The following is a 26,714-nucleotide window of genomic DNA, read 5'->3' as shown; positions in this document are numbered from 1 at the left end:
GGTCAGTCCTTCTGGGGAGAGGCGAGCCAGCCACGCGGCAACATCCGGGACAGGGTGGCATCGCGCTGGAACAGGTGGTGGTAGAAGGCGGCACCGGCATGGGCCAGCACCACCGCGATCAACAGCCAGAAGCCGTATTCGTGCAGGGCATGGGATGCCGCCACGATCTGCGGATCCGGTCCGCTCAGCTTGGGCACATCGACCAGACCGAACCAGCGGAACGGACGCAGGCCGCTGGCCGAGTCGTACAGCCAGCCCGACAACGGGATGGCGAACATCAGCACATACAGCAGCACATGGGTGGCGCTGGCGATGCGCTCCTGCCAGCCCGGCACGCCGGGTACCGGCTTGGGGGCACCGGCATACAGGCGCCAGCCCAGGCGCAGCACCACCAGTGCCAGCACGGTGATGCCGATCGACTTGTGCGCGGTATAGACCCAGAAATACTTTGGCGTCTTCGGCAGCTCGCCCATGGTCAGGCCGACGATGCCCAGGGCGAGAATCAGCAGTGCGATCAGCCAGTGCAGGGTCTGGCTGACACTCCCCCAGGCGGCAGGGGTGTTCTTGGCGGTCATGAAGGGTCCTTGGTGGCCGTCTGGCTGTCGGAGTGGGGTTGGGGCGGGGGAGTTCCCGGAGAATCGCTGCGGTCGAGCGTGGCTTCAGCCTCGATACGCACCTGCACCGCATCACCGATCACGCCCGGCCATGCGGTGATGCCGAAGGCACGCCGGCTCAGCGTGGTGGTGGCGGAGAACCCTGCAGTACGCCGGAACGGCGGCAGCGGATAGCGTTTGACCTGGTTCAATGTCACCTCCAGCGCGACTTCCTGGCTGACCCCGCGCAGGGTCAGGGTGCCCAGTACGCGCGCATGGCGGGCATCGATCGGTTCGACATGGTGGGAGACGAAGCGGGCGGTGGGGAAGCGTTCGCCATCGAGCAGGCTGCGCGCCAGGGTTGCCTGGTTCCACTTGGCATCACCAAGGTCCAATCGCGACACCGGAATCTCGACGTCCAGTGTCGCATCGCGCCAGTTGTCGCTATCGAACTGCAACTGGCCCTGGCTTCCGGAGATCGTACCCAGCGCCTGCGAGTAGCCGGCATGGTCGATCGCAAACAGCACACGGGTGTGCACCGGATCGATGCGGTAGGCCTCGTTGCCTGCCCAGGCGGGGGCCACGGCAAGCAGCATCGGCAGCAGGGCCAGGCAGTGGCGCATCGGCGGGGGGCTCCGGGAAAAAGACCGTTTGATCATACCCATAGCCCCCGCGCAACGCTGTGTGCACGGCTGCAACAGTTCGTGGTGCCGATGTGGCCGGAAACAGGCTGTTGCAGCGATGGCTGCAGCCCTGTGTGACAATCGGCACAGGACAGGGGGTTCAGGATGAAGAGCGGCTGGCGCCGGTGGTGCCAAGGCATTGCAGGAGCAGGTCTGGTGCTGTTGGCGCTTTCGGCTGCAGCGGCGACCTTGGACATGGCCGGTGAAACACCGCGCCTGCGCCGTTTCGGCGCGGCCGAGGGATTGCCCTCGCGCATGGTGGTGGCGCTGGCCGAAGACCGACAGGGCCGCGTGTGGGCCGCCACCGACGGCGGCCTGGCCCGCTATGACGGCGGTGAGCTGCGGGTCTGGCAGCACGACCCGGCACAACCGGATTCGCTGCCCGGCAACGAGATCGAAACCCTGCTGGTCGACCCGCTCGACCGGGTATGGGTGGGCATCAACGGCAAGGGGCTGGCCCGGCTGGATGCCGACCGCGAACGTTTCAAGACCTTCGATTCCGTCACTGAAGGGTGCCAGGGACAGTTCTGGACACTGGCCTACGCCGAGGATGCGCTATGGGTCGGCAGCAGCAGCCATGGGGTCTGCCGGGTCGGCGAAGATGGCTCGCTGCGCCATTTCCAGCATGATCGGGCGCAGCCCGGCGGTCTGCCGAGTGACACCGTCTTCAGCAGTCTGGTGGATGCGCAGGGACGGCTGTGGGTGGGCACCGAAGCCGGTGTGGCGCGCTGGAACGGCCACGCCTTCGAAGCCGTGGCGCCGCGCGAACTGGCGGCGGTGAGCGTGCTGCGGCTGAGCCGCGATGCCGATGGCGCGATCTGGGTCGGTACGCAGAACGACGGCCTGTACCGCATCGATGCGCAGGATCGGGTGACGCGACCGGCCTGGGCCGACAGTGCCCGCCTGCGCTCGGCACTGGTCCTGGCCGACAGCCACGGAGGCTACTGGGCGGGAACTTCCGATGGCCTGCTGCGTGGTGACGGCCAGGTGCTGCGCAGGCTGGAAGGCGACCGTGGCAGTGGTTTCCTGACCGGCCACAGTGGCGTGCTCGACCTGATGCAGGACCATGAGGGAGGGCTGTGGGTCGCACTGCTGACCCAGGGCCTGGCTTACCTGCCGCCCGACTGGCGACGCTTTTCAACCTGGTACCAGTTCGATGGCAAGCCGCTGGACAGCCAGTACCTGTTGAGTGCTGCCAGCGACGGCCGCAGCTACTACGTCGGCTCTGCGCATGGCGTCTACCAGATCGATGCACAGGGGACGTTGAGCCTGCTGGTCAGCGACCGCGAACTGGGCAGCGGCGCGGTGTGGTCGGTGCTGCCACGTCCCGACGGCAGGCTGTGGCTCGGCCGCGCGGGGCGCATCAGCGTCTACGACCCCGCCACCGGTGTGCTGCGCGACTGGCGTATTGGCGGTGGCGCCGACCTTCGGCAGCGGATCGATCTGATGCGGCAGGCCCCCGATGGCACGGTCTGGGTATCGGTGATGAACCTGGGCCTGCAACAGCGCAGTGCCGACGGCCGCCTGCTGCGCAGTTTCGACGGCGCTACGCTGCGAGGCAGCACCGACGCGCCGGTCGAGCAGATCCGCTTCGATGCCGGCGGGCACGCCTGGGTGGTCGGGGAAATGGGCATCTGGCGCGAGCAGGGAGACCGCTTCGAAGCGGTGCCCGGCGTTTCCAGGGGGCCCATCTACGATCTGGTATGGATCGATCCCCGGCAGTTGTGGATCGCACGCCAGGGCGCATTCGAGCGCTACCAGTGGGATGGCCTGAGCCTGCGCCTGATCCAGCGTGTCGATGCCAGTGCCGGCGTGCCGCCGGTCAGCATGGGTGGGCTGGCCCTGGCCCGGAACGGCCAGTTGTGGGCGACGACGCCCCGCGGCCTGCTGCGCTGGGATCCGAAACAGCGTCGCCTGCAGATCTTCAATGAACGCGACGGCCTGCTTGATGCCGAGTTCACCGGACGCCCACCGGCAATCGATGCCGATGGCCGGGTGCTGGCCGTTACCCAGACCGGCATGGTGGGCTTCGATCCGAATGCTGCCGACGCCGAGCTGCCACCCTCGCAGCTGGTGATCGCGCAGGTTCGCGTCCGTCGCGATGATGCGCGCGGCTGGCAGCCCTTGCCGACCTCCGGCCTGCTGTTGCTGGGGCCCGACGACCGTGACCTGCAGATCGATGCACGCCTGCTGTCCTACGCCAACCCGCAGGGCAACCGCTACCGGTTCCGCGTGCAGGGATACGACCAGAACTGGGTGGAACAGGGCGGGGACGGCCAACGCACGTTGTCGCGGCTGCCGCCCGGCACCTACGCCATCGAGGTGCAGGCCGCGACGGCCAGTGGTCCGTGGACGCCCTCGCAGCAGTTGCACATCAAGGTACTGCCCCCCTGGTGGCGCAGCGGCATGGCGATTTTCGGCTATGCAATGCTGGGCTCGCTGTTGCTGTTGGCACTGCTGTGGTCGATCCGCAGGCGGCTGCGGCGACGCCAGCAGTGGCAGTTGACGGTGCACAAGCAGCAGATCGCCGAGCAGGCATCGCAGGCCAAGAGCCGCTTCCTGGCGACCCTGGGCCACGAAGTGCGCACGCCGATGACCGGTGTACTGGGCATGAGCGAACTGCTGCTGTCCACCGAACTGGACCCTGTGCAGCGCAGCTATGCCGGTTCGATCCAGCAGGCCGGCAGCCATCTGCTGCGCCTGGTCAACGATGCGTTGGACCTGGCCCGGATCGAGGCCGGCCGGCTTGAACTGGACATCCGCCCGTTCGACCTGGGCGGACTGCTGGACCAGGTGCAGGCGTTGATGCAGCCGATGGCACAACAGCGCAGGCTGGCGTTCCAGCGCGGGGCGGCATTGCCAGGCCCGATCTGCGTCAGTGGCGATGAGATGCGCGTCCGCCAGATCCTGCTGAACCTGCTGGGCAACGCGATCAAGTTCACCGAGCGTGGCCATGTTGGCCTGGCGGCGCGCCTGGACGACGACGGCGGCGCGGTGACGTTCGAGGTCAGCGACAGCGGGCCGGGCATCAATGCCGAGCAGCAGCAGCGCCTGTTCCACCGCTTCGAACAGGCCGATGGCCCGCGTACCGCCTCGCGCTATGGTGGCAGCGGGCTGGGCCTGGCGATCTGCCAGGAGCTGGCGGTGGCGATGGGCGGCCGCATCGATGTCGACAGCCAGCCGGGGCGTGGCGCACGCTTCGCCGTGCGGCTGCCGCTGCCGTGGAGCCGGCAGCAGGCCTCCAGCCCTGGCGAGGCAGCGTCGCCGATGCTGCCTGCACTGCGCATCCTGCTGGTCGAGGACGATGCCACCGTTGCCGAGGTCATCGCCGGTCTGCTGCGCAGCCGTGGCCATGAGGTGGTGCACGTGCTGCATGGCCTGGGCGCACTGTCGGAAATATCCACCGAGGGGTTCGACGTCGGCCTGCTCGACCTCGACCTGCCGGCACTCGATGGCACCGCCATCGCCCGCCAACTGCGCGCGATGGGCTACGAACTGCCGTTGGTGGCCGTTACCGCGCGCTCGGATGCCTATGCCGAGGCGCAGGTGCTTGCGGCCGGATTCGATGGTTTCCTGCGCAAGCCGGTGACCGGCGATCTGCTGGTGGCGGCGATTGCCCAGGCGCGCAGTAAACGCCAGATCATCAGCTGAGCGCGGCATCCTGCGGCGTGAATCGCGCAACTTTCGGTTTACCATGCCGACGCCCACGGCGTGGGCATCATCAACAGCAGCGTGAGGAGGCCATCGGTGGTGTATCTGCGGGCAGTGACGCTGCTGATGCTGCTGCTGTGCTGCCTGGTGCCCGCTGCCGCGCAGCCGGTGCCACCTTCGCCGCGCCAGGTCACCGTGTTCGATGGGCTGCCGTCCAACACCGTCAACCGCATGGCCGAGGACCGCTACGGCTACCTGTGGATTGCCACCAACGATGGCCTGGCCCGGTACGACGGGCGCAACTACCGCATCTGGCGTTCCGAAGACGGCCTGCGCGACAACCGCATCTGGAGCGTGTTGGTCGATGCCCGCAACGAGCTGTGGATCGGCACCGAAAATGCCGGCCTGGTGCGGATGTCGGCCGATCGCCGCCAGCTGCGCTTCTACGATCGCAGCAGCCAGCCGCTGATGGGCAGCAACACCGTCTGGAGCCTGGCTGCGACACCGGATGGCGCGATCTGGTTCGGCACCCACGAGGGCGGCCTGTACCGGCTGGACAGCAATGACCGTCTGCAGCGGTTCCTGCCCGAAGCGAACAACCCGCGCAGTCTGCCGGCCGCGTCGGTGCCCTACCTGGCCACGCTTGCCGATGGCAGCCTGTGGGTCGGCACCAAGCATGGCGTGGCGCGCTGGACCGGTACCGATTTCGAACGCATCGGCGGCGACCTGGTGCCCAGCCTGCTGATCAATGGACTGACCGCAGAACCCGACGGCAGCCTCTGGATCAGCACGCTGGCCGGGGCCACGGTGCGGCGCCCGGATGGCCGTTTCGAATCCGTTCCCTGGACATTGCCGGCCGGCGACCAGGTGCTGGGCATGATGCTGCGCGACGAGCAGGGCGGGCACTGGCTGGATACGCGCAGCGGCCTGGGCCGGGGCATCGATGGCCGCTACCAGACCGTGCCGCTGTACAGCGCCATCGCCCGTGGCCTGGTGCGGCCGAACTGGACCGGTGCCTATGAGGACCGCGAAGGCGGCATCTGGCTGGCCAGTACCAATGCCGGCCTGTGGCACCTGCTTCCGCGCTGGTGGCAGTTCTCGGTGTTTTCGCGGCTGGAGGATGATCCGTCCTCGCTGCGCAATTCCTATGTGCTCGGTACCAGCCCCTCCAGCAATGGCGGGGTGTGGACGGTCGGCAGCCATGGCGCGCTGGACCGCTTCAATCCGCGCACGGGCGTGATCGAGCAGCACCGCACCTTCGTCAACGGCATGCACTGGCTGACCTCGGTGCGCGAAGACCGGCAGGGCCAGGTGTGGGTGGGCTCGACCGACGCCCTGATGCGCTACGACCCGCGTCGTGGCGAGCTGCGGCGCTGGGGGCGGGACTCGGGCGCGGACGCGACCATGGAAGGCAACATCGAGGCGATGATGACCTGCGATGGCGACAGCCTGTGGTTGATGCTGTCATCGGGGCTGCAGCAGCGTGATCTGGACGGGCACGTGCGCCGGCGGCTGGAAAACGGCCAGGACGGTCTGCAGGCCGGTCAGCTCAATCTTGACGTGGAATGCGGCCCGCAGGACCGGATCTGGCTGGCCAGCAGCCGCGGCCTGCTGCAATGGCAACCGGATGCGCAGCGCTTCCAGCCGGTGCCCGGTGCGCCGGCCACTGCGGTGTACGCCCTGCATGTGGGCAAGGACGGCCAGGTCTGGTTGTCCGAGGATGGTCGCCTGTCGCGGTATCTCTGGAGCCAGGGCCGGCTGGAACGGCAGGCGGTAGTGGGCGCCGAGCAGGGCTATCCGGCGATTTCCGCTACCGGCCTGGTGGTCGACGCGCAGGGCGTGGCGTGGGCCACCAGCGCCCGCGGCCTGGTGCGGGTGAGTGCCGATGGCGAGAGCGTACGCCTGTACGGGGTGCACGATGGGCTGCCCAGCCAGGAGTTCCGCGAACACACCCTGATCGCCTCCTCGGCGGGGCGCATGGTGGCAGGTACCCCCGCCGGTGTGGTGGTGTTCGATCCCGAGCAGGTGCGGCCTTCCACCCGCCGTGCGCCGCTGGTGATCGAGCGGGTGGAGGTGCGCCGCAACGAGCAGTTGCTGGACCTGACCCATGACTCGCCGCTGCAGATCGCCGATGGTGACCGCGACCTGCGTATCGTCGCGCGCCTGTTGTCCTTCGCCGATTCGGCTTCCAACACCTACCGCTACCGGTTGGCCGGCTACGACCCGGATTGGGTCGAGGTGGGCCCGGCAGGCGAGCGCCTGTTCTCCCGCCTGCCACCCGGCGCCTACCGGCTGGAAGTGCAGGCGCGCTCGGCCGACCACGTGTGGTCGCGGGTGCAGACCCTGGAATTCCATGTGCAGCCGCCGTGGTGGCGCAGCTTGTCCGGCCTGCTGGTGCTGGCCTCGATCGGGTTGCTGCTGACCAGCTGGTTCGCCTGGTTGTACCGGCGCCGGCTGCAGCGCCAGCACGCCTACCAGCTCGCCCTGCACAAGCAGGATCTGGCCGAGCACGCATCGGCGGCCAAGACGCGCTTCCTTGCCAATCTCGGCCATGAAATCCGCACGCCGATGACCGGGGTGCTGGGCATGAGTGAACTGCTGCTGGCCTCGCCGCTGGATCCGCAGCAACGCGGCTATACCCAGTCGATCCGGCATGCGGGCGAGCATCTGCTGCACCTGGTCAACGATGCGCTGGACCTGGCGCGGATCGAATCGGGGCGCCTGGAACTGCAGTCCAACGCGTTCGGTCTCAATCGCCTGCTGCAGGACCTGGCCGCGCTGATGGGGCCACTGGCTGCACAGAAGGGCCTGCGGTTCATCCTCGACAACCAGTTGCCGGCGGGGCTGCAGGCGACCGGCGATGCGATGCGGGTGCGGCAGATCCTGCTCAACCTGCTGTCCAACGCGGTCAAGTTCACCAGCCGCGGCAGCATCACGCTGCATGCGCGTTGCGAGGAAGGGCCGCGTGGGCTGTATTTCGAGGTGCGTGATACTGGTCCGGGCATCAGCCAGGAGCAGCAGCAACGGTTGTTCCGGCGCTTCGAGCAGGCCGACGGTGCGCGCACCGCAGCGCAGTACGGCGGCAGCGGCCTGGGCCTGGCGATCTGCCGCGAGCTGGCACTGGCCATGCAGGGCCGGATCCGGGTGGAAAGCCAGCTGGGCAGCGGTACCTGCTTCGGTGTCAGCCTGCCGTTGCCGCTGCAGCAGGGGGCGGCCAGCGACGGAGGTGCCGACAGTGACGCCGCCGCTGCTGCGGTCAACATGCCGCCGCTGCGGGTGTTGCTGGTGGAGGACGATGCGACCGTGGCCGATGTGATGTGTGGGCTGCTGACCACCCGTGGCCATGAGGTGGTTCACGCGGCCCACGCACTGGCCGCGCTGCGTGAAATCAGCGCGGGTGATTTCGATGTCGGCCTGCTCGATCTGGATCTGCCGGGCCTGAGCGGTTTCGAACTGGCCCAGCATCTGCGCAACCAAGGTTACACGTTGCCGCTGCTGGCGGTGACCGCACGCACCGACCCGGACCTGCAGCAGCAGGTGGAAGCGGCCGGCATCGGTGGTTTCCTGCGCAAGCCGGTGACCGGTGAGCTGCTGGTGGAAGCGATCGCCCGCGTGCTGGGGCGGTAGGGGTTAGGCAGGGCTGCGCCCTGCACCCGCCGAATCAACGGCAAAGCAAAAGCAAAAGCAAAAGCAAAAGCAAAAGCTGGCATTCCGTGGGATGGCGGGGTGGGTCCGGTGGCGGGGGACGCTGCAAGTACGCCCATGTAAGCTCGGTCGCCGCATCCATGCGGCTCACGCCCCCGCAACCGGACCCACCCCGCCTTCGACAGATTTTCGCGATCTGTCGGAACCGCGTTCTGTGTTGCTGTTGGCAGGTGTCGACCTTGGTCGACCAGTAGATCCACGCCACGCGTGGATGCTTTTCGAGATATTCGATTTCCAATGGAGATTCATCCACGCATGGCGTGGATCTACTGCAGATCGCGGAAATCCGACACCGCCCCGCCATCCCACGGAATACCTGCTGTTGCTGTTGCCGTCGCCCTTGCTTCGGCCTCTGCAGGTGCAGGGCGCAGCCCTGCCGAACCCTCTACTCCGCTACTTCTTCTACCTGGCGCGGCTCGGGCTTGGTGTCGGGCAACTGCCAGAAGATCAGCGTCGACGTGAGCGTGATCGCGCCCACGCACAGGAACGTGGCGTGCAGCGCAGCCGTGGCGCCGTGGCCTTCCAGCTGCGTGCCGAATGCGGCCAGCAGGCTGCCTGCGGCGGCTGCACCGAAGCCGGCGGCGAGCATCATCACCATCGACAGCAGGCTGTTGCCGGAACTGGCGAACTCGCGGTCGAGGTCGCGCAGGGTGACGGTGTTCATCACGGTGAACTGCAGCGAATTGACCGCACCGAAGAACGCCAGCTGCAGCAGGCGCACGGCAAGGTGCTGGCCCGGTGTCATCAGGATGAAGCTGGCCATCGCCAGGCCGACCAGCACGGTGTTGGTCATCAGCACGCGGCGATAGCCGTAGCGTTCAACCAGTTTCACCGCCAGCTTCTTCGACACCATGCCTGCGGCGGCCACCGGCACCATCATCAGGCCGGCGTTCATCGGCCCGAGGCCAAGGCCGACCTGCAGCAGCAGCGGAATCAGCATCGGCATGGCACTGCTGCCGATGCGCGAGAACAGGTTGCCGAGAATGCCGATGCGGTAGCTGGGCACGCGGAACAGTGCAAGTGAGAACAGCGGTGCCGTTGAATTTGCCGCGTGCAGCCAGTAACCGACCAGCGCGGCCAGGCCGGCCACGGTCATCAGCATCACCAGCGCGTGAGGTGTACCGAGCCCGGAAATCCCATCCAGTGCCAGCGACAGCACCACCATCGCAAAGGCCAGCATGGCGTAGCCGCGAAGGTCGAACCGGGTGCGGTGGCTGGCGTAGTGGTCGGGCATGATCTTCATCGCCGCGATGAAGCCGATGACGCCGATCGGCAGGTTGATCAGGAACACCCAGTGCCACGAGGCGATCTCGACCAGCCAACCACCCAGCGTGGGGCCGATCAGCGGACCCACCAGTGCGGGAATGGCGATGAAGCTCATCGCACGCAGGAAGTCCTCGCGTGGCACCGAGCGCATCACCGCCAGGCGCCCGACCGGCAGCAGCATCGCGCCGCCGATGCCCTGCAGTACGCGCGCGGCCACCAGCTGGTGCAGCTGCTGCGCCATCGCGCAGGCCAGCGAGCCTAGGGTGAACAGGATGATCGCCACCAGGAAGGTGCGTCGGGTTCCGTAGCGGTCGGCGATCCAGCCGGAGGCGGGAATGAAGGTGGCCACTGCCAGCGCGTAGCTGAAGACCACCGACTGCATCTGCAGGGGGCTTTCGCCAAGGCTGGCCGCCATCGCCGGCAAGGCGGTGTTGACGATGGTCGAGTCCAGCATCTGCATGAAGATCGCCAGCGAAACCAGCCACAGCAGGGGACGCTGGCGGGTGTAGGTCGATGGCGCTGTGGACATGGGGCGTGGCCGGTGCAACGTGGGGGCGCCATGATCGCGCACTGCGGGTCACGGCGCGATCAACATCGCGCCGTGATTGCCTGCGCGATGCTCAGCGTTGGCTGTGTGCGTGCACTGCGTCGACCAGCACCTGTACATGGGCCGGGTCCATGTCCGGCGACATGCCGTGGCCGAGGTTGAACACATGGCCCTCGCGTGAACCACCGTTGCCGGCGGCATAGGTATCGAGCACGCGTGCGGCCGCCGCGGCGATCGCATCAGGCGAGGCATACAACGTGGTCGGATCCAGGTTGCCCTGCAGCGCTACGCGGCCACCGGTGCGGCGCAGCGCTTCGTCCAGGTCCAGCGTCCAGTCCAGGCCGAGCGCATCGGCGCCGGTCTGCGACAGCGCTTCCAGGTGCAGGCCGGTGCCCTTGCCGAACAGGATCAGCGGCGTGCGCTCGCTGCCTTCGCCGCGCTCCAGGCCTTCGGCGATGCGCTGCAGATAGCGCAGCGAGAACTCGCGGTACATTGCCGGCGACAGCACGCCGCCCCATGTGTCGAACACCTGCAGGGCCTGCGCACCGGCCGCGCGCTGCGCGCCGAGGTAGGCAATCACCGCGTCGGTGGTTACCTCCAGCAGGCGGTGCAGGGCCTGCGGATGGTTCAGCGCCATCGCCTTGATGCGCGCGAAATCCTTGCTGCCGCCGCCTTCGACCATGTAGCAGGCCAACGTCCACGGGCTGCCCGAGAAACCGATCAGCGGCACCTGGCCATCCAGTTCGCGGCGGATCAGGCGCACCGCGTCCATCACATAGCCCAGATCCTGCTCCATGTCCGGCACCGCCAGCCTGGCGATGGCCGCTTCATCGCGTACCGGGTGGCGGAACTTCGGGCCTTCGCCTTCGACGAAGTACAGCTCCAGGCCCATTGCATCGGGAATGGTGAGGATGTCCGAGAACAGGATGGCCGCGTCCAGCGGGAAGCGACGCAGCGGCTGCAGGGTGACTTCGCAGGCGATCTCCGGGTTCTTGGCCATGGCCAGGAAGCTGCCGGCCTTGGCCCGGGTGGCGCGATATTCCGGCAGGTAGCGGCCGGCCTGGCGCATCAGCCAGACAGGGGTGCAGTCCACCGGTTCGCGGCGCAGGGCGCGCAGCAGGCGATCGTTGCGGAGAGGGCTGGTCACAGTGGGCATTCCTTGGGCGAAAAGAGCAGCGGCGCAGTCAGTCGCCGTGCGAAAGAATCTGGAAGCCCCGATGCAGTTCGGCATCGCGGGCCTTGTCGTAGGCGTGGCGGGCTTCGTCGGCCGTCAGGTACAGCTCGCGCCGCAGCTGCGAGCGGGCGCCGACGCGGCCGGATTCACGCAGCAGTTCCCAGCCGCCGAACAGGTCCGGGACCAGGGTCAGGCGCAGGAAGCGCGGTGCCTGGGCACCGTCGGCGGGTTGTTGCAGGTGGACGTGCATGGCACCGATTGTAGCGGGGGCGAGGTGAGCCCTGCCGCAACGCTGATCCGGTAATGCCGGCCGCTGGCCGGCAACCTCATGAAACCTCCCAGGTAGCGCCGGGGCATGCCCGGCGAACGCGGAAGCGGTCAGCCTGCGCCCAGCACCTTCAGTACCGCCGCTTCATCCACGTCCGGTACGACTTCGGCGCGGCCCATGCCACGCCACAGCACCAGGCGCAGGCGACCGGCCACGTTCTTCTTGTCCAGGCGCATGCGGCCGAGCAGGGCCTGCGGGTCCAGCCCGGCGGGGATTGCCACCGGCAGGCCAAGCTGTTCAAGCAGCGCCTGCAGGCGCACCCGGTCGGCGTCGTCGGTCAGGCCCAGGTGGGTGGAGAGGCGTGCCGCCAGCACCATGCCCACCGCTACGGCCTCACCGTGGTTCAGCGCATCACGCCCCGGTGCCGAGTAGCCCTGTTCGGTTTCGATCGCGTGGCCGAAGGTGTGTCCCAGGTTGAGCAGGGCTCGCTCGCCCTTCTCGAAGGGATCGCGCTCGACGATGGCGGCCTTGTGCCGGCAGCTGCGGGCGATGGCCTCGGCGATGACCGCATCTTCGCCGGCCACCAGTGCGTCGGCATGCTGCTGCAGCCACTCGAAGAACACCGCATCGCCCAGCGCGCCGTACTTGACCACTTCGGCCAGGCCTGCGCGCAGTTCACGCGGCGGCAGGGTGGCCAGCACGCGGGTGTCGGCGATCACCGCACGGGGCGGGTGGAACGCACCGACCAGGTTCTTGCCGGCCGGGATATCCACGGCGGTCTTGCCGCCCACCGAGGAGTCGACCATCGCCAGCAGCGTGGTTGGCAGCTGCACGCAGTCGACGCCGCGCATCCAGCAGGCCGCGGCAAAGCCGGCGAGGTCGCCGACCACACCACCACCTAGGGCGAACACGCAGGCATCGCGGGTCGCGCCGAGTGCGGCCAGCGCCTCGATGACCGAGCCGAACTCGGCCAGGGTCTTGGAGGCTTCGCCGGCGGCCAGCACATGCTCACTCAGGATCAGGTCCGGGCGTGCGGCCAGCAAAGTTTGCTTGACGGCATCCAGATAGCGTGGCGCAACCTCGGTGTCGCTGACCAGCAAGACATGGCGGCCACGCACATGGCTGGCCAATGCGGCGCCATCGGCCTGGGCGCCGGCACCGATGGTGATGGAATAGGGACGGTCGCCGCCAACGGCGACCTGCAGCAGGGCAGGGGAGGTCATGCAGTGGGGTCCTGTCGCTGCCAGTGCGTGGCCAGCTTGACAACAAGCTGGGCAGTGGCATCGGCGGCGGTAAACGGGTCGGTATCAAGAGTGACATCGGCGAGGTCGCGATACAGCGGGTCGCGATGCGCGGCCAGATCATGCAGCACCTGTTCGCGGTCCGGCCGCTGCAGCAGTGGCCGGGCCTTGTCGCGTGACAGACGCTCCAGCTGGGCTGCGACGCTGACCCGCAGGTAGACGACAAAGCCTCGCTTGGCGATCAGGGCGCGATTGTCCGGGTCAAGCACGGCACCGCCGCCGGTGGACACCAGCTGGCCACGGCCGGCCAGCACCTGCGCCAGCGCCTGGCGCTCATGGGCGCGGAAACCGGCTTCGCCGGAATGCTCGAAGATCGTGGGGATGCTGGCCCCGGTCGCATCGACGATGGCCTGGTCGACGTCGACGAAGTCCAGCGTGAAGCGCTCGGCGAGGCGGCGGCCGATGCAGGTTTTACCGGCACCCATCGGGCCGATCAGGATCAGGTTCGGAGCGGGATTCATGCCCTCTGATGCTAACACCTCCGTGCCTTGGCCTTTACGTTCTTCACGTCAGGGTGGGGGTTCCTGCGGGGTATCCCGCGACTGRTGGAGTGCCTGCCATGTCGGTTGCCAAGGTCATCGAAATCAATGCGTCCTCGCCCAAGAGCGTGGAGGACGCAGTGCGCAGCGGATTGAAGAAGGTGTCCGGGACGGTCAAGGGCATCCAGGGCGCCTGGATCAACGAGACCAAGGTGGTCACCGACGGCAACGGTGAGATCACCGAATGGCGGGTGAATCTGCGGGTCACCTTCCTGGTGGAGTGAGGCTGCTCAGCGCAGCCCTTGCACCTGGCGCTGGGCATCCAGCGCCACTACCCGGTCGGCAATGGCCGGCAGCGCACGCAACGCCTGCCGGCTTACCCGCTCGTAGTACTGCACGAAGCGCTCCAGCTGGGGTCGGTTCATGCCGTGCCGCCCCGGCTGGGCCGCCTGCAGGTTCTGCTCCTGCTGCCAGCGCCAACGCGGCACCACCGAAAAATCAGGGGGTTGCAGGAACCACAAGCGGTCGCAACGCTGCCACAGCGCCGGATAGTCGCGGGCCAGCGCTTGGTTGCACCAGCGCCGCCAACGCCCATCGGCATCGGCCTCGCGCTCCAGGGCGTTGAGCGGGACATCCAGTTCGGCATCGTCCTGCGCCGGGGTGCCCAGGAACCAGCCCTCGAACACCAGCAGGTCCAGCGGCGTTTGCAGCTGCGGCCACTGTGCTTCGGGCAGGCGCTCGTCGGCCAGCTTGTCGAAGCGGGGCAGGGCCAGAGGCTTTCGTGCGGCCACTGCATCCAGTACCGCATGTGCCAGCGGCAGGTCGTGGGTGCCAGGTGGGCCACGGGTGATCAACAACGGATGCACCTGCCGGGCCAGGCGCTGGCGTTGTGCGCGGGTCAGGTAGACATCGTCGATGGACAGCGTTGCGGCGTTCAGGCCACGCGCCTGGGCACGGGCAACCACCTGCGAGGCCAGCGTCGATTTGCCGCTCCCCTGCAGGCCGCTGATCGCCAATACTGGAACGGCTGTGCTGCTGCCCAGCGCGTCATCCAGCGCCTGCTCGACCATTGTTTCGGGGAATCCTTTCACCTGGGGCATGTACGCAGCGGCGACCATGCCGCCACAATAGCCCAAACCGTGTGAGAAGAATGCTGTCATGAGCGACCTGTACGCCGAAGCCCTGTCGACCTTTGCCGCCCTTTTCGAAGAAGCGAAACAGAGCCGCGAAGTCGAGCCCAATGCGATGACCGTGGCGACCGCCGATGTGCAGGGCCGGCCATCGGCGCGCACCGTGCTGTTGAAGGCGTTCGATGAGCGCGGCTTCGTGTTCTACACCCACCTGGACAGCCACAAGGGTAACGAGCTGCAGGCCAATCCGCAGGCGGCGCTGCTGTTCCTGTGGCGCAGCCTGCGCGAGGCCGGCATCCAGGTGCGCATCGAGGGCCGCGTTGAGCAGGTGGCCGATGCCGAGGCCGATGCCTATTTCGCCAGCCGTCCGCGCATGAGCCAGATCGGCGCGTGGGCGTCGCTGCAGTCGAAGACGTTGAACTCGCGCGACGAGTTCGACGCGCGCGTGGCCGAGGTCGAGGCGCGCTTCGAGGGCAAGGACGTGCCGCGCCCGGACGGTTGGAGTGGTCTGCGGGTGGTGCCTGACCGCATCGAGTTCTGGTACGGCGCGCAGTTCCGCCTGCACGAGCGCTGGTGCTATGAAGCGGGTGTCGAAGGTCGCTGGAGCAAGCGCTTGTTGTACCCGTAAGGCACCGTGATGCAACGCGTGCCGCTGTATCGCGTGGTGGTGTTCGTGCCGGTGCCTGCCCTGGAGGCGGTGAAGCAGGGCATCCTTTCGGTGGATGCACTGGCGGCCGGCGATTACGAGCACGGCCTGTGGTGGTCCGCGCCGGGGTTCGAACAGTTCCGGCCACGCGTGGGTGCGATCCCCACGCAGGGCGAGGCGGGGCAGACCGAGGTGGTCGACAGCGTGCGGCTGGAGTTCTGCCTGCCGCGCGATCCGCAGCGGCTACAGCGCATCCTCGAGCACGGCATCGTGCCGCATCACCCGTGGCAGGTGCCGGTGGTGCAGGTGGAAGAGATCGAGCTGCTGCTGGCCGGGTAGATCCACGCCATGCGTGGATGGAAAGGTCGGTACACCTGCATCGTAGGGTCGAGCCTGTACGACTGCCATTGTTCCAACGCGTACCACTGCGAGAGCCTTTTGTCGCGAACGGACCGGCCAGCTTCATGTGCGAGCAGGTCAGCGAACCGCACACTCCGACCGATGCCCTCGAAATCCGGAGTCGCCATGCCCTCCTGGCGTTGCCTGTTTACCGTGCCACCGCCGCGCCAGGGCGTGGAGGCGTTCCTGTTGCTGCTCGCCCGTGTCGTCGCCGGGGTGATGTTCTGCGTATCGGGCTGGAACAAGGTACTCACCGACGCCGGGCGCGAGCGCATGGTGCATACGCTGGTCGATGCAGGTATCCCGTTTCCCGTGTTCAGTGCGCCGGTGCTCGGCGGCATTGAATGGATCGCAGGTGGACTGCTTGTACTGGGCCTGCTCAGTCGTCCATCGGCACTGCTGCTGGCGGGGATCTGCGCGGTGGCGGCGCTGACCGATGGCATCGCGCGTATCCCTGCGGGGCTGAGCGTGCCGGATTGGCTGAGCTGGTTCTTCTACCTGAGCGAAGTGCCACTGGGCGTGCTGCTGCTATGGGTTGTGGCCGTGGGCAGTGGACGGTTCGCCATCGAAGCGCGCGCGGCGCTCCAGTAGATCCACGCCATGCGTGGATGGGGTGCTTGAGAAAATGCGGTGCGCACCAAGGTTTGCACCCACCTGGCATCGGTCTGCCCTCAACAGACATCGGCGGTTCGCCCCCTGCCTTGCATCGGTTCTGCACCACCCAGACGGCAGGACGTTACAGCCCCTCCGCGCGCAGCCATCGCCACAGCGTGGTGCGTGACACACCCAGCGCCTGCGCCATGCCTTCGCGGTCATTGCGGTGTTCCTGCAGCAGCGCTTGCAGCTGCGCACGCGGCGGGCGCTTGCCGTTGTTTTCCACTGGCAGTGTGGCGGCGCCTTCGTTCACCAGCTCCGGCGCCAGCTGCAGCAGGCGCGCTGCATCGATCAGCCCCTCACCCGGCTGCCAGTGGATGCGCAGCCTATCCACCAGATTGCGCAGTTCACGTACGTTGCCTGGCCAGTCGGCAGCGCTGAGCAGGGTCAGCGCTTCTGCATCCAGCGGTGCATCGATGCCGCGCAGTTCGCGGAAGAAGTGCGTGGTCAGCAGCGGGATATCGCCTCGACGTGCACGCAGAGTGGGCAGTGCGATGCGCAGCGCGGCCAGCCGGTAGTACAGGTCGCGACGGAAGCTGCCAGCCGCCGCGCGCTGCTCCAGCGATTGCAGGGTGGCGGCAACCACGCGCAGGTCGACCGGGGTCGGTTCGGTGGCGCCCACGCGCAGCACTTCGCGTTCTTCCAGCACCCGCAGCAGGCGGGTCTGCAGCGGCAGCGGCAGTTCACCGATCTCGTCCAGGAACAACGTGCCGCCATCGGCTGCCTCGACCAGGCCGACGCGCCCCCCGCGACGCGCACCGGTGAAGGCGCCGTCGCTGTAGCCGAACAGCTCCGCTTCCAGCAGTGATTCGCTGATCGCACCGCAGTTCAGCGCAACGAAGCGACCGCGACGACCGCTGGCGGCGTGCAGCTGGCGTGCAACCAGTTCCTTGCCGGTGCCGGTCTCGCCGGTAACCAGTACGGTGCTGTCGTGCGGGGCGTACAGCGCGATCTGTGCGCGCACGTCGGCCATCGCATTGCTGTCGCCGAGCAGGGCATGCGCATCGTTGCGTGCGGCGGTGCGGCGGCGCGGAGCAGGCCGGCTGCCGCCGGAGCGAGCCATGGCCTGGGTCAGCTCCAGCGCATGCTCGAACGCCTGCCGCACCGAATCAGCCGAGTACAGCAGCACGCCGGGCAGTCCGGCCTGTTCAGCATGGTCGATGGCCATGCCGGTGCCGACGATCACTTCGATACCGTTGGCGCGCAGGTCGGCGATGCAGTCGCGGGCATCTTCGCGGGTGACGAAGCGGCGGTGCTCGATGTCCAGGCCGAAGCTCTGCTGGAAGCTGCTGAACACCGGCACGTCGCTGGCATGGGTGACCAGGCCGATGCGTGGGGCGATGCGGCGGGCGCGCGCCAGCGCTTCCATCAGGTCGAAGCCATTGGCATGGATCGGTACCAGCGGCAGGTCCAGGCGACCGCGCAACCAGGCTGCATTGGAGCCGCCGGCAATCACCACGTCGCAGTGCTCGCGGCGCAGGCGCTGGCCGATCACTTCCACGGCCTCCTCGAAGCCCAGGTTGATCTGCTCGATGCGCGCGCGGCGGTCGAATTCGGGAATGACATCGCCCAGCAGGCCAGTCAGGCGCGAAACGCTGACCGTCCAGATCACCGGGCGGCCGGGGTCGGCATCGGCGTGGCGCAGTGGCGAGCGGGGCAGGTACATGCATGGATACCGGGAGGCGATGTTTCATGATACATCTGTTTCAATGTTTCATATGTTTCAGCGTTGCGGGCCCGTCATCCCCGTGAAATCAACCGCTTGCAGGTTGGCATGGTGTTTGCGCTTACCCCTGTGTCCTTCAACCTGGATCGCCGCATGACCGTTTCGACCCTCTCTTCCGCCGGTGCCCGCTTCCGTGAGGCGCTGGCTGCCGAATCGCCGCTGCAGGTGATCGGCGCGATCAACGCCAACCATGCGCTGCTGGCCAAGCGCGCGGGTTTCCGTGCCATCTACCTGTCCGGCGGTGGCGTAGCCGCCGGCTCGCTGGGCCTGCCGGACCTCGGCATCAACACGCTGGAAGACGTGCTGGTGGACGTGCGCCGCATCACTGACGTCTGCGACCTGCCGCTGATGGTCGACATCGACACCGGCTTTGGCCCGAGCGCGTTCAACATCGCGCGCACGGTGAAGTCGCTGATCAAGGCTGGCGCGGCCGCCTGCCATATCGAAGACCAGGTCGGCGCCAAGCGCTGCGGTCATCGCCCGGGCAAGGAGATCGTCTCGCAGGGCGAAATGGTCGACCGCGTGAAGGCCGCTGCCGATGCCAAGACCGATCCGGACTTCTTCCTGATCGCGCGCACCGACGCCATCCAGGTGGACGGCGTGGACAAGGCCATCGAGCGTGCCATCGCCTGCGTCGAAGCCGGTGCCGACGGCATCTTCGCCGAGGCCGCCTATGACCTGGATACCTACCGTCGCTTCGTTGATGCGGTGAAGGTGCCGGTGCTGGCCAACATCACTGAATTCGGCGCGACCCCGCTGTTCAGCCGCGACGAGCTGGCCTCGGCCGGCGTGGCCATCCAGCTGTTCCCGCTGTCCGCTTTCCGCGCCGCCAACAAGGCCGCCGAGAACGTCTACCAGACGATCCGCCGCGAAGGTCACCAGCGCGACCTGATCGACAGCATGCAGACCCGCGAGGAGCTGTATGACCGTATCGGCTACCACGCCTTCGAGCAGCAGCTCGATGCGCTGTTCGCCGCCAAGAAATAAGCAGTACCCTGCACCATCAAGTTTCGGAGGGAAACATGAACGATACGACCGCAACCCCGACCTTCAAGCCGAAGAAGTCCGTCGCCCTGTCCGGCACCGCTGCCGGCAACACCGCGCTGTGCAGCGTCGGCCGCAGTGGCAACGACCTGCACTACCGTGGCTACGACATCCTGGACCTGGCCAACACCAGCGAGTTCGAGGAAATCGCCTACCTGCTGGTGCATGGCAAGCTGCCGACCCGCGCCGAGCTGGTCTCCTACAAGGCCAAGCTGAAGTCGCTGCGTGGCATTCCGGCCGCGGTGAAGGCCGCGCTGGAAGAACTGCCGCCGTCGGCGCACCCGATGGATGTGATGCGCACCGGCGTGTCCGTGCTCGGCTGCGTGGCGCCGGAGAAGGATGACCACAACCATCCGGGCGCGCGCGACATCGCCGACAAGCTGATGGCCTGCCTCGGTTCGATGCTGCTGTACTGGTACCACTGGAGCCACAACGGCCGCGCGATCGACGTGGAAACCGATGATGACTCCATCGGTGGCCACTTCCTGCACCTGCTGCACGGCGAGAAGCCGCAGGATTCGTGGGTGAAGGCGATGCACACCTCGCTGATCCTGTACGCCGAGCACGAGTTCAACGCTTCGACCTTCGCCTGCCGTGTCATCGCCGGCACCGGCAGCGACATGTACAGCGCGATCTGCGGTGGCATCGGCGCGCTGCGTGGCCCCAAGCACGGCGGCGCCAACGAAGTGGCGTTCGAAGTGCAGAAGCGCTATGACAATCCGGACGAAGCCGAGGAAGACATCAAGGCCCGCGTGGAGCGCAAGGAAGTGGTGATCGGTTTCGGCCACCCGGTCTACACCGTGTCCGATCCGCGCAACAAGGTGATCAAGGACGTCGCCCGCGAACTGTCCGAAGAGCAGTCGAGCATGAAGATGTACGACATCGCCGAGCGCCTGGAAACGGTGATGTGGGACATCAAGAAGATGTTCCCGAACCTGGACTGGTTCAGCGCCGTCAGCTACCACATGATGGGCGTGCCGACCGCGATGTTCACCCCCCTGTTCGTGATCGCCCGCACCGCCGGCTGGAGCGCGCACATCGTCGAACAGCGTATCGACGGCAAGATCATCCGCCCGAGCGCCAACTACATCGGCCCGGAAGATCGCGACTTCGTGGCCATCGACAAGCGTTCCTGATCATCGCCACTGTTCCATCGCTGCATGCATCCGGCCGGCCCCGCGCCGGCCGGATGCCGTCACCGCCGTATTGCCGGCACCCGGCCCGCCACGAGCATTCCGCCAGCCCATGAATACCGATTACCGCAAGACCCTCCCCGGCGCCTCGCTGGACTATTTCGATGCGCGCGCCGCCGTCGACGCGATCCAGCCCGGTGCCTACGCCACGCTGCCGTACACCTCGCGCGTGCTGGCCGAAAACCTGGTGCGTCGCTGCGATCCGGCCACGCTGACCGACTCGCTGAAGCAGCTGATCGAGCGCCGTCGCGACCTGGACTTCCCGTGGTTCCCGGCGCGCGTGGTGTGCCATGACATCCTCGGCCAGACCGCGCTGGTCGATCTGGCGGGCCTGCGTGATGCGATCGCCGACAAGGGCGGTGATCCGGCCAAGGTCAATCCGGTGGTGCCGGTGCAGCTGATCGTCGATCACTCGCTGGCAGTGGAGTGCGGTGGTTTCGATCCGCAGGCGTTCGAGAAGAACCGCGCCATCGAGGACCGCCGCAACGAGGACCGCTTCCACTTCATCGACTGGACCAAGCTGGCCTTCGAGAACGTGGACGTGATTCCGCCGGGCAACGGCATCATGCATCAGATCAATCTGGAGAAGATGTCGCCGGTGATCTACGTGCAGGATGGCGTCGCTTTCCCCGATACCTGCGTGGGCACCGACAGCCACACCCCGCATGTGGATGCGCTGGGCGTGATCGCCATCGGCGTGGGTGGCCTGGAAGCAGAGAACGTGATGCTGGGCCGTGCGTCGTGGATGCGCCTGCCGGACATCATCGGTGTCGAGCTGACCGGTCGGCCGCAGCCGGATATCACCGCCACCGACGTGGTGCTGGCCCTGACCGAATTCCTGCGCAAGGAGCGCGTGGTCGGCGCCTGGCTTGAATTCTTCGGCGAAGGTGCCGCTGCACTCACCATCGGTGATCGCGCCACCATCTCCAACATGTGCCCCGAATACGGCGCAACCGCCGCGATGTTCTACATCGACGGCCAGACCATCGACTACCTGCGCCTGACTGGTCGCGAGGAAAAGCAGGTCGCACTGGTTGAAAGCTACGCGCGCAGCACCGGCCTGTGGGCCGATGACCTGGCCACTGCGGAATACGAGCGCGTGCTGCACTTCGATCTGTCGACGGTGGTGCGCAACATGGCCGGCCCGAGCAATCCGCATCGCCGCCTGCCGGTATCGGAACTGGTCGAGCGCGGCATCGCCGATGCCGCCAAGCTGGAAGCCGGCAAGGCCGAGCAGGCACAGGGCCTGATGCCCGATGGCGCGGTGATCATCGCTGCCATCACCAGCTGCACCAATACCTCCAACCCGCGCAACGTGATCGCCGCCGGCCTGCTGGCACGCAAGGCCAACGAGCGCGGCCTGCTGCGCAAGCCTTGGGTGAAGTCGTCGCTGGCACCCGGTTCCAAGGCAGTGCAGCTGTACCTGGAGGAAGCGGGCCTGCTGCCGGACCTGGAGAAGCTGGGCTTCGGCATCGTTGCCTTCGCCTGCACCACCTGCAATGGCATGAGCGGCGCGCTGGATCCGAAGATCCAGCAGGAAATCATCGACCGTGACCTTTACGCCACGGCGGTACTGTCGGGCAACCGCAACTTCGACGGCCGCATCCATCCATATGCGAAGCAGGCGTTCCTGGCCTCGCCGCCACTGGTGATCGCCTACGCCATCGCCGGCACCATCCGCTTTGACATCGAGAAGGATGTGCTGGGCGTGGACACCGACGGCAACGAGGTGCGCCTGAAGGACATCTGGCCGAGTGATGCCGAGATCGATGCGGTGGTGAAGGCGGCGGTGAAGCCGGAGCAGTTCCGCAGCGTCTACAACCCGATGTTCAACGTACGCGTCGAACACGGCGCAGCGGTGAGCCCGCTGTACGACTGGCGCCCGCAGAGCACCTACATCCGTCGTCCGCCGTACTGGGAAGGTGCATTGGCCGGTGAGCGCTCGCTGGCCGGCATGCGTGCGCTGGCGGTGTTGCCCGACAACATCACCACCGACCACCTGTCGCCGTCCAACGCGATCCTGGCCTCGAGTGCGGCTGGCGAATACCTGGCGAAGATGGGCCTGCCGGAAGAGGACTTCAATTCCTACGCCACCCATCGCGGTGACCACCTGACCGCGCAGCGCGCCACCTTCGCCAACCCGAAGCTGTTCAACGAGATGGTGCGCAATGAAGACGGCAGCGTGAAACAGGGTTCGCTGGCGCGCGTCGAGCCGGAAGGCAAGGTGATGCGCATGTGGGAAGCCATCGAGACCTACATGGAGCGCAAGCAGCCGCTGATCATCATCGCCGGTGCCGACTACGGGCAGGGTTCTTCGCGCGACTGGGCCGCCAAGGGCGTGCGCCTGGCCGGCGTGGAGGCGATCGTTGCCGAAGGCTTCGAGCGCATCCACCGCACCAACCTGATCGGCATGGGCGTGCTGCCGCTGGAGTTCAAGCCGGGCACCACCCGTCTGACCCTGGGCATCGATGGCACCGAAACCTTCGACGTCATCGGTGAACGCACGCCGCGCGCCGAGTTGCGCGTGGTCATCCACCGCCGCGACGGCCAGGACGTGATCGTGCCGGTCACCTGCCGCCTGGACAGTGACGAGGAAGTGGCGATCTACGAGGCCGGCGGCGTCCTGCAGCGCTTCGCGCAGGACTTCCTGGAAGGCGCCAAGGTGGCGTGATGCCGGGCTGAATGCCTGCCCCCGGAGGTGGGGGCAGGCTTGTCCGACATCAGGGCAGGGCGCACACTGACTTGGCAAAAACTGCCAATGGAGAGTCTCATGGCCACCATGAACATTTCGCTGACCGATCCGCTCAAGCAGTTCGTGGACGAGGAAGTGCGCGAAGGCGGTTACTCCAGTACGTCGGATTACGTGCGCGACCTGATCCGGCAACGCCAGCGGAGCAAGGCCGAGGAGTTGCTCAAGAAGCTGATCGCCGAGGGGCTGGCATCCGGCCCTTCGGCGCCTCTCCCGCCCGATCACTTCGACAAGCTGCGTGAGCGTGCACGGAACCGCAAGTGAAACCCTCGCACTGGTCCCCTGCAGCGGTTCGAGATCTTGACCAGGCTGCAAGCTGGTATGGAGATCAAGGCGGAGAAGCATTGGAGATCGGCTTCGTCGATGCGGTGGAATCGGTGGTGAGACTGATCGAAACACACCCCGGTGCCGGCTCCACACTGCATGCGGATCTGCTGCCGACCCTTTCAGCGCCGTTGCGCTTTCATCCGGTTCGTCGCTTCGACGGCTATCTGGTCTATTACGTGGAGCTACCTGCGCACGTTTTCATCGTGCGTATCTGGAATGCCTCGCGGGGCATGGAGGCACTGTTCGAAGACGAGGAGCTCAACCCCGATATTGGTTCGTCGCATCCAGGATACTGATCCATGACCTTTCTCCCGCAACTCCGTATTCCCGCTACCTACATGCGCGGTGGTACCAGCAAGGGCGTGTTCTTCCGCCTGCAGGACCTGCCCGAGGCCGCACAGGTGCCGGGTGCCGCACGCGATGCGCTGCTGATGCGCGTGATCGGCTCGCCCGACCCGTATGGCAAGCAGACCGACGGCATGGGTGGGGCCACCTCCAGCACCAGCAAGTGCGTGATCATCTCCACCGCCTCGGTGCCGGATCACGACGTGGATTACCTGTATGGCCAGGTATCGATCGATACCGCATTCGTGGACTGGAGCGGCAACTGCGGCAACCTCAGCACCGCCGTTGGTCCGTTCGCGATCGCCAACGGCCTGATCGATCCGGCCCGCGTGCCGCGCGATGGCCTGTGCACCGTGCGCATCTGGCAGGCCAACATCGGCAAGACCATCATTGCCCATGTGCCGATGCGCGATGGGCAGGTGCAGGAGATCGGCGATTTCGAGCTGGATGGCGTGACCTTCCCGGCTGCCGAGATCCAGCTGGAATTCCTCGATCCGTCCGACGATGGTGACGCCGGTGCGATGTTCCCCACCGGCAACCTGGTCGATACGCTGGACRTGCCGGGCGTGGGTAGTTTCGAGGTGACGATGATCACCGCCGGCATCCCGACCATCTTCCTCAACGCCGCCGACCTCGGTTACACCGGCACCGAACTGCAGCCGGCGATCAATGAAGACAAAGCGGCGCTGGAGCGTTTCGAGAAGATCCGTGCCTACGGCGCACTGCGCATGGGCCTGATCCAGAAACTGGAAGACGCGGCGACCCGCCAGCACACGCCGAAAGTGGCCTTCGTCGCCCCTGCGCAGGACTACGTTTCGTCCAGCGGCAAGGCGATCCCGGCCGCGGACATCGATCTGCATGCCCGCGCGCTGTCGATGGGCAAGCTGCACCACGCGATGATGGGCACCGCTGCAGTAGCGATCGGTACCGCCGCGGCGATCCCCGGCACGCTGGTCAATCGTGCTGCTGGCGGCGGCGAGCGCGAGGCTGTGACCTTCGGGCATCCGTCGGGCACGTTGCGCGTGGGTGCGCAGGCCGCACTCGTTGACGGCCAGTGGACGGTGTCCAAGGCCATCATGAGCCGCAGCGCCCGCGTGCTGATGGAAGGCAAGGTGCGCGTGCCGGCCGGGTGATGGCCTGGTAGTCGCCAACCTTGGTTGGCATGGCGCCGGCTATGCGCGGGTGGCGCTGCACCTGCTCTGGTAGGTGCCAACCTTGGTCGGCATGGAAGCGGCATCGCGCGGGTAAGGCCCAGCGCCAACCAAGGTTGGCGACTACCGGGTTTGTCGCAGCGTGCAACCCCACGAGGAGACCGAACAATGTCCGACAGCCACACCCCATCCAACGCCCGTGCAGCCTGGGATGCGCTGCTGGTGGACATCGTCGACTACGTGCGTGACACGCGCATTGACTCGCCGCTGGCGTTCCAGACCGCGCATCACTGCCTGCTCGACACGTTGGGCTGCGGGTTGGAGGCGCTGTCCTTCCCCGCCTGCAGCAAGCTGCTGGGCCCGCTGGTGCCGGGTATCAGCGTGGCCAACGGCGCGCGCGTCCCCGGCACCAACTTCGTGCTCGATCCGGTGCAGGCGGCTTTCAACATCGGCGCGATGGTGCGCTGGCTGGATTTCAACGACACCTGGCTGGCCGCAGAGTGGGGCCACCCCTCGGACAACCTCGGTGGCATCCTCGCCGTGGCCGACTGGCTTGGCCGCAACGCGGCGGCGTTGCGACGCCCGCCGCCGACCGTGCACGACGTGCTGCTGGCGATGATCAAGGCGCACGAGATCCAGGGCGTGCTGGCGTTACGCAACTCTTTCAACCGGGTCGGCCTGGATCACGTGCTGCTGGTCAAGGTGGCCACCACCGCCGTCGTCGCACAGATGCTGGGTCTGGACCGCGAGCGCATGCTCAATGCGGTGTCGCTGGCCTGGGTGGATGGACAGGCGCTGCGCACCTACCGGCATGCGCCCAACACCGGTTCGCGCAAAAGCTGGGCGGCCGGTGATGCGACCAGCCGTGGCGTACGCCTGGCGCTGATGGCCGCCACCGGCGAGATGGGCTACCCCAGCGTGCTCAGTGCACCGACCTGGGGCTTCGAAGCGGTATCGATGCATGGCCAGGCGCTGACCCTCGGCCGCCCCTTCGGCAGCTACGTGATGGAGAACGTGCTGTTCAAGATCAGTTTCCCGGCCGAATTCCACGGGCAGACGGCGGTGGAGGCGGCGATCATCCTGCACCAGCAGCTGCGCGCGCAGGGGCGAACGGCCGAGGACATCGAACACATCGCGATCCGTACCCAGGAAGCCTGCATCCGCATCATCGACAAGCAGGGGCCGCTGCACAACCCGGCCGACCGCGATCACTGCGTGCAGTACATGGTGGCCATCGCGCTGCTGCATGGGCGGCTGGTGGCCGAGGATTACGAGGACGACATGGCGGCCGATCCGCGCATCGACACGCTGCGCGCGAAGATGACCTGCCATGAAGACCCGCAGCTCAGCGCCGACTACCTGGACCCGGACAAGCGCAGCATCGCCAACGGGCTGACGGTGCGCTTCAACGACGGCAGCGCGCTGCCGGAGGTGCTGGTGGAGTACCCGCTGGGCCACGCACGCCGGCGCGCAGAGGGTATCCCGCTGCTGATGGACAAGTTCCGTCGGCACCTGGCGCACCGCTTCCCCACCGCCCAGCAGCAGCGCATCCTGGCCGCCTCGCTGGACCCGGTGGCGCTGGCGGCGATGCCGGTGACCGACTACGTGGACCTGTACCTGCCGGGGTAGGGGGCACTTTGGTAGGTGCCAACCTTGGTTGGCACGGACCCAACGCCAACCGGG

The 26,714-nt window shown here is 66.9% G+C and carries 22 protein-coding genes; 13 read left to right on the top strand and 9 right to left on the bottom strand.

Features of this window, described 5'->3' with window-relative positions:
* Positions 1–2: 2 nt before the first annotated feature.
* Positions 3–575: a cytochrome b gene (locus AC1DCU_RS13395; protein ID WP_032976591.1), complete on the bottom strand. Its 573-nt coding sequence runs from the start codon at positions 573–575 to the stop codon at positions 3–5.
* The gene (locus AC1DCU_RS13390) at positions 572–1,216 is read right to left on the bottom strand and encodes a YceI family protein (RefSeq protein WP_032976592.1); all 645 of its coding nucleotides are present in this window, start codon (positions 1,214–1,216) and stop codon (positions 572–574) included. The genes AC1DCU_RS13395 and AC1DCU_RS13390 overlap by 4 nt, the downstream gene beginning before the upstream one ends.
* A 165-nt stretch (positions 1,217–1,381) precedes the next feature.
* On the opposite strand from AC1DCU_RS13390, the gene AC1DCU_RS13385 reads away from it, so the two are divergent.
* Together AC1DCU_RS13385 and AC1DCU_RS13380 are read left to right on the top strand one after the other, a co-directional pair.
* A complete protein-coding gene (locus AC1DCU_RS13385; RefSeq protein WP_442251739.1) occupies positions 1,382–4,927 on the top strand; it encodes a sensor histidine kinase in 3,546 nt (1,181 codons plus the stop codon).
* A 96-nt stretch (positions 4,928–5,023) separates the two neighbouring features.
* Positions 5,024–8,554 carry a hybrid sensor histidine kinase/response regulator gene (locus AC1DCU_RS13380; RefSeq protein WP_032976594.1) on the top strand — a complete coding sequence of 1,177 codons (3,531 nt, stop codon included), beginning with the start codon at positions 5,024–5,026 and terminating at the stop codon, positions 8,552–8,554.
* 463 nt (positions 8,555–9,017) lie between these two features.
* On the opposite strand, the gene mdtD is transcribed toward AC1DCU_RS13380, so the two are convergent.
* The 5 genes from mdtD to AC1DCU_RS13355 all read right to left on the bottom strand — a co-directional run bounded on the left by mdtD (position 9,018) and on the right by AC1DCU_RS13355 (position 13,649).
* Entirely contained in the window at positions 9,018–10,427 is a 1,410-nt protein-coding gene (gene mdtD / locus AC1DCU_RS13375) for a multidrug transporter subunit MdtD (RefSeq protein ID WP_025876990.1), read from the bottom strand.
* A gap of 91 nt (positions 10,428–10,518) precedes the next feature.
* Complete coding sequence (gene hemE, locus AC1DCU_RS13370; RefSeq protein ID WP_032951968.1) at positions 10,519–11,601, bottom strand: uroporphyrinogen decarboxylase; 1,083 nt, start codon at positions 11,599–11,601, stop codon at positions 10,519–10,521.
* A 28-nt stretch (positions 11,602–11,629) separates the two neighbouring features.
* Positions 11,630–11,869 (bottom strand): WGR domain-containing protein, encoded by a 240-nt coding sequence (locus AC1DCU_RS13365; protein ID WP_025876992.1) that lies wholly within the window; start codon positions 11,867–11,869, stop codon positions 11,630–11,632.
* A gap of 128 nt (positions 11,870–11,997) precedes the next feature.
* Positions 11,998–13,110, bottom strand: a complete 1,113-nt coding sequence (gene aroB / locus AC1DCU_RS13360) for a 3-dehydroquinate synthase (RefSeq protein WP_478013541.1) — start codon at positions 13,108–13,110, stop codon at positions 11,998–12,000.
* Positions 13,107–13,649 (bottom strand): shikimate kinase, encoded by a 543-nt coding sequence (locus AC1DCU_RS13355; protein ID WP_032976596.1) that lies wholly within the window; start codon positions 13,647–13,649, stop codon positions 13,107–13,109. The genes aroB and AC1DCU_RS13355 overlap by 4 nt, the downstream gene beginning before the upstream one ends.
* A 98-nt stretch (positions 13,650–13,747) precedes the next feature.
* Between AC1DCU_RS13355 and AC1DCU_RS13350 the strand changes: the two genes are divergently transcribed.
* Positions 13,748–13,951, top strand: a complete 204-nt coding sequence (locus AC1DCU_RS13350; RefSeq protein ID WP_025876997.1) for a dodecin family protein — start codon at positions 13,748–13,750, stop codon at positions 13,949–13,951.
* A gap of 6 nt (positions 13,952–13,957) precedes the next feature.
* On the opposite strand, the gene AC1DCU_RS13345 is transcribed toward AC1DCU_RS13350, so the two are convergent.
* Positions 13,958–14,785 (bottom strand): kinase, encoded by an 828-nt coding sequence (locus AC1DCU_RS13345; protein WP_313446577.1) that lies wholly within the window; start codon positions 14,783–14,785, stop codon positions 13,958–13,960.
* 40 nt (positions 14,786–14,825) lie between these two features.
* On the opposite strand from AC1DCU_RS13345, the gene pdxH reads away from it, so the two are divergent.
* The 3 genes from pdxH (at position 14,826) to AC1DCU_RS13330 (ending at position 16,433) form a co-directional block, all read left to right on the top strand.
* Positions 14,826–15,425, top strand: coding sequence for a pyridoxamine 5'-phosphate oxidase (gene pdxH / locus AC1DCU_RS13340; protein ID WP_032976598.1), 600 nt, complete (start codon positions 14,826–14,828; stop codon positions 15,423–15,425).
* Between the two features lie 9 nt (positions 15,426–15,434).
* Positions 15,435–15,782, top strand: a complete 348-nt coding sequence (locus AC1DCU_RS13335; protein WP_032976599.1) for a YqfO family protein — start codon at positions 15,435–15,437, stop codon at positions 15,780–15,782.
* Positions 15,783–15,968: 186 nt separating this feature from the next.
* Positions 15,969–16,433, top strand: a complete 465-nt coding sequence (locus AC1DCU_RS13330) for a DoxX family protein (RefSeq protein ID WP_442251742.1) — start codon at positions 15,969–15,971, stop codon at positions 16,431–16,433.
* A gap of 145 nt (positions 16,434–16,578) precedes the next feature.
* On the opposite strand, the gene prpR is transcribed toward AC1DCU_RS13330, so the two are convergent.
* Positions 16,579–18,162, bottom strand: coding sequence for a propionate catabolism operon regulatory protein PrpR (prpR, locus tag AC1DCU_RS13325; RefSeq protein ID WP_032976601.1), 1,584 nt, complete (start codon positions 18,160–18,162; stop codon positions 16,579–16,581).
* Between the two features lie 153 nt (positions 18,163–18,315).
* Between prpR and prpB the strand changes: the two genes are divergently transcribed.
* The 7 genes from prpB to AC1DCU_RS13290 all read left to right on the top strand — a co-directional run bounded on the left by prpB (position 18,316) and on the right by AC1DCU_RS13290 (position 26,660).
* Positions 18,316–19,209 carry a methylisocitrate lyase gene (prpB, locus tag AC1DCU_RS13320; RefSeq protein WP_032976623.1) on the top strand — a complete coding sequence of 298 codons (894 nt, stop codon included), beginning with the start codon at positions 18,316–18,318 and terminating at the stop codon, positions 19,207–19,209.
* A 35-nt stretch (positions 19,210–19,244) separates the two neighbouring features.
* Complete coding sequence (gene prpC / locus AC1DCU_RS13315; RefSeq protein ID WP_025877010.1) at positions 19,245–20,402, top strand: bifunctional 2-methylcitrate synthase/citrate synthase; 1,158 nt, start codon at positions 19,245–19,247, stop codon at positions 20,400–20,402.
* A gap of 109 nt (positions 20,403–20,511) precedes the next feature.
* The gene (gene acnD, locus AC1DCU_RS13310; RefSeq protein WP_033831767.1) at positions 20,512–23,130 is read left to right on the top strand and encodes a Fe/S-dependent 2-methylisocitrate dehydratase AcnD; all 2,619 of its coding nucleotides are present in this window, start codon (positions 20,512–20,514) and stop codon (positions 23,128–23,130) included.
* A 99-nt stretch (positions 23,131–23,229) separates the two neighbouring features.
* Complete coding sequence (locus AC1DCU_RS13305) at positions 23,230–23,472, top strand: type II toxin-antitoxin system ParD family antitoxin (RefSeq protein WP_032976603.1); 243 nt, start codon at positions 23,230–23,232, stop codon at positions 23,470–23,472.
* Positions 23,469–23,831, top strand: a complete 363-nt coding sequence (locus AC1DCU_RS13300; RefSeq protein WP_032976604.1) for a type II toxin-antitoxin system RelE/ParE family toxin — start codon at positions 23,469–23,471, stop codon at positions 23,829–23,831. The genes AC1DCU_RS13305 and AC1DCU_RS13300 overlap by 4 nt, the downstream gene beginning before the upstream one ends.
* A gap of 3 nt (positions 23,832–23,834) precedes the next feature.
* Entirely contained in the window at positions 23,835–25,013 is a 1,179-nt protein-coding gene (gene prpF, locus AC1DCU_RS13295) for a 2-methylaconitate cis-trans isomerase PrpF (RefSeq protein ID WP_478014190.1), read from the top strand.
* 186 nt (positions 25,014–25,199) lie between these two features.
* Entirely contained in the window at positions 25,200–26,660 is a 1,461-nt protein-coding gene (locus AC1DCU_RS13290; protein WP_032976606.1) for a bifunctional 2-methylcitrate dehydratase/aconitate hydratase, read from the top strand.
* The last annotated feature ends 54 nt before the right edge of the window (positions 26,661–26,714 follow it).

It is taken from the genome of Stenotrophomonas sp. 10L48, from assembly GCF_056395105.1.
The sequence above is the reverse complement of the archived record's forward strand: the minus strand, read 5'-3'. Positions and strand labels throughout refer to the sequence as shown.